At 64.4% G+C, this 5,748-nt stretch carries 5 protein-coding genes; 2 read left to right on the top strand and 3 right to left on the bottom strand.

Annotated features, from left to right (window positions below):
• Window positions 1-105: 105 nt before the first annotated feature.
• From AC1DS3_RS34320 to AC1DS3_RS34310, 3 genes are all read right to left on the bottom strand, one after another.
• On the bottom strand, window positions 106-882 hold the full coding sequence (locus tag AC1DS3_RS34320) for an ABC transporter ATP-binding protein (protein WP_477128928.1): 777 nt from the start codon (window positions 880-882) through the stop codon (window positions 106-108).
• Between the two features lie 46 nt (window positions 883-928).
• Window positions 929-2,101 (bottom strand): ABC transporter substrate-binding protein, encoded by a 1,173-nt coding sequence (locus AC1DS3_RS34315; protein ID WP_477128929.1) that lies wholly within the window; start codon window positions 2,099-2,101, stop codon window positions 929-931.
• 232 nt (window positions 2,102-2,333) lie between these two features.
• A complete protein-coding gene (locus AC1DS3_RS34310) occupies window positions 2,334-3,938 on the bottom strand; it encodes an MFS transporter (RefSeq protein ID WP_441631437.1) in 1,605 nt (534 codons plus the stop codon).
• Between the two features lie 221 nt (window positions 3,939-4,159).
• On the opposite strand from AC1DS3_RS34310, the gene AC1DS3_RS34305 reads away from it, so the two are divergent.
• Window positions 4,160-5,122, top strand: a complete 963-nt coding sequence (locus AC1DS3_RS34305; protein ID WP_441631439.1) for an amidohydrolase family protein — start codon at window positions 4,160-4,162, stop codon at window positions 5,120-5,122.
• Window positions 5,123-5,145: 23 nt separating this feature from the next.
• On the top strand, window positions 5,146-5,748 hold a 603-nt coding region (locus tag AC1DS3_RS34300), incomplete at its 3' end, for a maleate cis-trans isomerase family protein (RefSeq protein ID WP_477128927.1).

Here is a 5,748-nt window from a genome sequence, read left to right as displayed (position 1 = left end):
GGTCCACGCCGTGAAGGATGTGGGATTCGCCGTACCAGGCGTGCAGGTCCTGGATCTGCAGGGCAGGGGTGGGTTGGCTCGTGGATTGGTTCGTGGGCTGGCTCATCATGCGGCCTCCGTCAGTGCGGCATCGGCCGTGCCCATGTACGCCTCCATCACCTGCGGGTTGCGCGTCATTTCCTCGTACKGCCCCTCCGCCAGGATGGCACCGCGCTGGAGCACCGTGATGCGCTCGGCGATGGACGACACCACGCTCATATTGTGTTCCACCATCAGCACGGTGCGTCCCGCGGAAACTTGCTTGATCAAGGCGGTCACTACCTCCACATCCTCGTGCCCCATGCCTTGCGTGGGCTCGTCGAGCAGCATCAGCTCGGGGTCCATGGCCAGCGTGGTGGCGATCTCCAGCGCACGCTTGCGGCCATAGGCCAGCTCGGCGGTCGGCAGGTCGGCAAAGCCTTCCAGGCCGACGGCCTTGAGCAGCGAGACCGCGCGGTCGTTGAGCTCGTCCAGCGAGCGCTTGCTCTTCCAGAAGTGATAGGCGGTGCCGAGCTTGCGCTGCAGCGCCACCCGCACGTTCTCCATCACGGTGAGCTGGGGGAACACCGCCGAGATCTGGAAGGACCGGATCACGCCCTTGCGGGCGATCTGGGCGGGGCGCGCCCGCGTGATGTCCTCGCCGTTGAACAGGATGGTCCCGGCGGAGGGCGCATGGAACTTCGTCAGCAGGTTGAAGCACGTGGTCTTGCCGGCGCCATTGGGCCCGATCAGGGCGTGGATGGCGCCGCGCCGAACGCGCAGGTCGACCTGGCTGACGGCGGTGAAGCCCTTGAACTCCTTGGTGAGCCCCCGGGTTTCAAGGATGACGTCAGGCTGGCTCATGCGTGCTCCGCTTTTGGGTCTTGGCAGGTCGGTTCTGCATCGCGGCTCACTTCTTCACCAGTGCGCATTCGCTGGCGGACAGCGGGCGGAATGCCGAGTCGCCGGGGATGGTGCCGATGTACTTGACCAGGTCCCACGGGCCCTTCGACTCCGCCGGCGTCTTGGCCTGCGCCAGGTACATGTCATGCACCATGCGGCCATCCACGCGCACCTTGCCGGCGTGCACGAAGTCGTCGTTGACGGCGAGGGCGCGCATCTTTTCCGCCACCGCCGGGCCCTCCACCGTCCTGGCCGCCTCAACCGCCTTCAGGTAGTGCAGCACACCGGAATACACGCCGATCTGCCCGTGCGTCGGGTAAGCCTTGTGCTTGGCGTAGAAGCGCTCCACGAAGGCCTTCGACCTGGCGTCGAGGTCGAGCTTGAACGGGTCCACATAGGTCAGGCCCTGCGCCACGCTCGGGCCCAGGCTCTTCAGGTCGGTGATGAAGGTCGACGGCGTGATCACGGTCTGTCCGCCCTTGATCAGGCCGAACTCGCCCGCGGCCTTGACGCCGTTGATCATGTCGTTGCCGGCGTTGGCCAGCACCACCACCTTGGCCTTGGACGCGGAGGCCGCCACGATGGGGCTGCTGAAATCGCTGGCATTAAGCGGATGCTTGGTGCTGCCCACGTTCTTGCCGCCGCTGGCTTCCACCTCCTTGCGGAAATCCGATTCCAGCGACTGGCCCAGCGCGTAGTCCACGGTGATGTAGTACCAGCTGTTCTTGCCGTCGGCGATCAGCCGCTTGACCAGCGGCGCCGACACCGAATACGTATCCCAGCCCCAGTGAAAGCCGGTGGGCGAGCAGTTCTGGTTGGTCAGCGCCATGGCGCCGCCAGTGGAGACGATATTGATCTTCTGCTTTTGCCTGGCGATTTCCTGCACCGCCAGCGCAGTGGAGGAGTTGGGGAAATCGATCACCATGTCCACGCCATCGGTGTCGAACCAGCGGCGCGCCAGCGACGAGGCGATGTCCGCCTTGTTCTGGTGGTCGCCGGAGAGCACCGTGACCGGCTTGCCGAGCGCCTTGCCGCCGAACTCTTCCACGGCCATCTGCGCCGCGAGCACCGAGCCGCGGCCCGAGAGATCGGCGTAGGAGCCGGACATGTCGGTGATCACGCCAACCTTGACGCCGTTGGCATCCGCCAGCGCGGCGGTGCTGCATAGCAGGGCGATCAGGGCGGGTATCAGGGCAGGAATCGGGGCAGGAATCGGGGTACGGCGTGCGTTGTGCAGAGACTTCATGGGGGCGCTCCAGACAGGGTGAATGGGATTCAGGAACCGGGGTAAAGAACAGGGTGGCTTCGTCTTGGTGCAGCGATCAGTATGCTGACTATTAACTGCAGTGTACTGAGCAAATTTCGAGCCAGAGGACGAAGCCGGGGTACAGGGGTACAGGGGTGCGGGGGGATCAGGTATCCAGGTCGCGGCCACGGGTCTCGGGCACGAACACCATGCCGACGACAAAGGCGATGGCGGCGATCGAGACCGGATACCAGAGGCCGAAGTACACATTGCCGCTGGACACGTTCATCGCCGTCACGACGAACGACAGCATGCCGCCCACCCAGCCCGCACCCAGGTGGAAGGGCAGGGACAGCGACGTGTAGCGGATGCGCGCCGGGAACAGCTCGACCATGAACGCCGCCAGTGGGCCGTACACCATGGCGAGCAAGAGGATGGGGATCAGCAGCATCAGGAACAGCATCGGGCGGTTGATGGCAGCCGGGTCCGCGTGCTCCGGCCAGCCGGCGGCCACCAGCGCCTCTTTGATCGCCGCTTTGTCAAAGCCCTGCAGTGCGGTGTCGCCGATGCGCAGAGCGGGTTGCGCGCGGCCATCAGTCGGCGTGAATTCGTAGCCGACGCCAAGATCCGTCAGGTAGCCCTTGACCTTGTCGCACGCCGATACCGGCTCGGCAAACAGGCGGAAGTGGCAATCGCCGGCGCGCAGCTGCACCGTGTTGCGCTGCTGGAACTGTTCCAGCGCCGGGTTGGCGTAGTGCGTCAGCGCCCTGAAGATGGGCTGGGTGGCCAGCGCCGCCAGCAGGCAGGCGGCCATCATGATGTGCTTGCGCCCGATCCGGTCCGACAGCCAGCCGAAGAACAGGTAGCAGGGCGTGGCGATCACCAGCGCGATGCCGATCAGCAGGTGCACCAGCTCCAGTGGCACGTGCAGCGTCTTGTTGACGAAGAACATCGTGTAGAAATGCCCGGTGCCGAAGATGGCGCCGAGCCCGGATGCCACCACGAACAGCAGCAGCACGTACTTCAGGTTGGCCCAGTTCGTGAAGCTGTCCAGGATGGGGGATTTCGACGTGGCATTGCCAGCTTTCATGCGCGCGAAGATCGGCGATTCATGCAGCTTGCCGCGAATGTAGACCGACACCACCAGCATCAGGAACGAGACCAGGAACGGCAAGCGCCAGCCCCATTCGCGGAACTGCGTCTCGGTGAGGAACGTCTTGAGCAGGTACACCACCAGCAGCGACGAGAGCAGGCCGAGCGTGGCCGTGGTCTGCAGGGAGCTGGTGTAGAGCCCGCGTTTTTCCACCGGAGAATGCTCGGCGACGTAGGTCACCGCGCCACCCACTTCGCCGCCCAGGGCCAGCCCCTGCAGCAGGCGCAGCACCACCAGCAAGATGGTGGCGGTGATGCCGATCCGGCCATAGGTGGGCAACAATCCGACGCCCACCGTGGCGATCCCCATGAGCAGGATCGTCACCAGGAAGGTGTGCTTCCGGCCGATCTTGTCGCCCAGCCGGCCAAACAGCAACGCCCCGATCGGGCGCACCAGGAAGCCCGCGCCGAAGGTGGCCAGGCTGGCGAGGAACGCCGTGGTCTCGTTGCCGGGCGGGAAGAACAATGCACCAAAGTAGACCGCCAGCGCCGCGTAGATATAAAAGTCGTACCACTCCATCAGCGCCCCGAAAGACGACGCAAGGATCACCTTGCGTTCTTCCTTTGTCATGCCCTGCTTGCGCACGGCGGCACCGTCATTGGCCAGGCTGATCGTCATGGTCGTTTCTCTCCGGGGGCAGGTCAGCCTGCCCGTGTGTGTGCTACACACTGTCAGCATGCTGAGTAATTTCAATCAGTGTACTGAGCAGAATTTGTCAGTGTTATGGGGGTTAACCCTTTTGGCTCCGACTAGACATTCCCCAACCTCGTTGCTATATTAAAAATGCTCAGCATACTGATCAATTAGCAAGCCCCCACCCAAACAGGAGTCGCCACAGCATGACGAGAATTCGGAAGATTGCCCTGGAAGAGCACTTCATGGCCCCCGGTTTCCAGGCCTATTCGAAGGGATACCTCCAGCACATCGACGCAGCGGTCATGGCCGATCTTGCCAAGCGCCTGGCTGATTTCGACGACATCCGCATCGGCGAGATGGACCGCGCCGGCATCGATTTCACCATCCTGTCGCAGACCGGCCCGGGCGTGCAGGGCGAGACGGATCGCGCCGCCGCCATTGGCCGCGCCCGCGAGAACAATGACTTCCTGGCGGCGCAGGTGGCGCGCCACCCCACGCGCTTCGCCGGCTTTGCCGCGCTGCCGATGCATGACCCCGTCACGGCCGCGGACGAGCTGGAGCGCGCCGTGACGCAGCTTGGCTTCAAGGGCTCGCTGGTCAACGGCCACACGCAGGGCGTGTATTACGACGATCCTTGCTACGACGCGTTCTGGGAACGCATGCAAGCGCTGGACGTGCCGATGTACCTGCATCCGACCGATGCGTTTGTCGCGCCGCATGTGTATTCGGGCCATCCGGAAATCAGCGGCGCGGCGTGGGGCTGGGGCGTGGAGACGGCCAGCCACGCGCTGCGCCTGGTGTTCGGCGGCGTGTTTGACCGCTTCCCCCGGCTCAAGCTCATCCTTGGCCATATGGGCGAGGGGCTGCCGTTCCAGCGCTGGCGCTTCGACAGCCGCTTTGCGGTGTATTCGCATGGCATCAAGCTGGCGAAGAAGCCGTCGGAATACATCGGCAGCAATATCGTGATCACCACGTCGGGCGTGTGCTCGCCGGCTGCGCTGAACGGCGCCATTGCCGAGATGGGCGCCGAGGCCGTGCTGTTCTCGGTCGACTATCCCTACGAGTCCACGGCGATTGCGGCGGACTTTATCGAGCAGGCACCGATGGACGAGGCCACCCGCCGCCTTGTCTGCCATGGCAACGCCGAACGCATTCTCAAGCTTTGAACCCCGAAACAACGGAGCGCCCCGTGCAAAAGACTTTCCGGATCGGCCAGATCGTGCCGAGTTCCAACACCACGATGGAAACCGAGATCCCCGCGATGCTGCTCGCGCGCCAGCAGGTGCGGCCTGAGCGGTTCACCTTCCACTCCAGCCGCATGCGCATGAAGAAGGTGGTCAAGGAAGAACTGGCGGCCATGGACGGCGAGTCCGACCGCTGCGCGCTGGAGCTGAGCGACGCTCGCGTCGACGTGCTGGGCTATGCCTGCCTGGTGGCCATCATGGCCATGGGCCACGGCTACCATCGCGTTTCGGAACAGCGCCTGCAGGCCCATACCGCGGCCAACGGCGCCGACGCGCCCGTGGTCACCAGCGCCGGCGCGCTGATCGATGCGCTCAAGGTGATCGGCGCCAAGCGCATCGCCGTGGTCGCGCCGTATATGAAGCCGCTGACCGAGCTGGTRGTGGACTACATCCGCAACGAAGGCTACGAAGTGGTGGACTGGCGCGCGCTGGAGATCCCCGACAACCTCGAAGTCGGCCGCCATGACCCCGCCAGGCTGCCCGGCATCGTCGCGCAGATGAACACCAAGGATGTGGATGCCATCGTGCTGTCCGCTTGCGTGCAGATG

The sequence above is a fragment of the Cupriavidus sp. 01L46 genome (assembly GCF_056399905.1).
The sequence above is the reverse complement of the archived record's forward strand: the minus strand, read 5'-3'. Positions and strand labels throughout refer to the sequence as shown.

Coding starts and splice junctions, on each gene's coding strand:
- AC1DS3_RS34310 (WP_441631437.1), bottom strand. CDS start 3,938: ATGACGATCAGCCTGGCCAATGACGGTGCCGCCGTGCGCAAGCAGGGC.
- AC1DS3_RS34305 (WP_441631439.1), top strand. CDS start 4,160: ATGACGAGAATTCGGAAGATTGCCCTGGAAGAGCACTTCATGGCCCCC.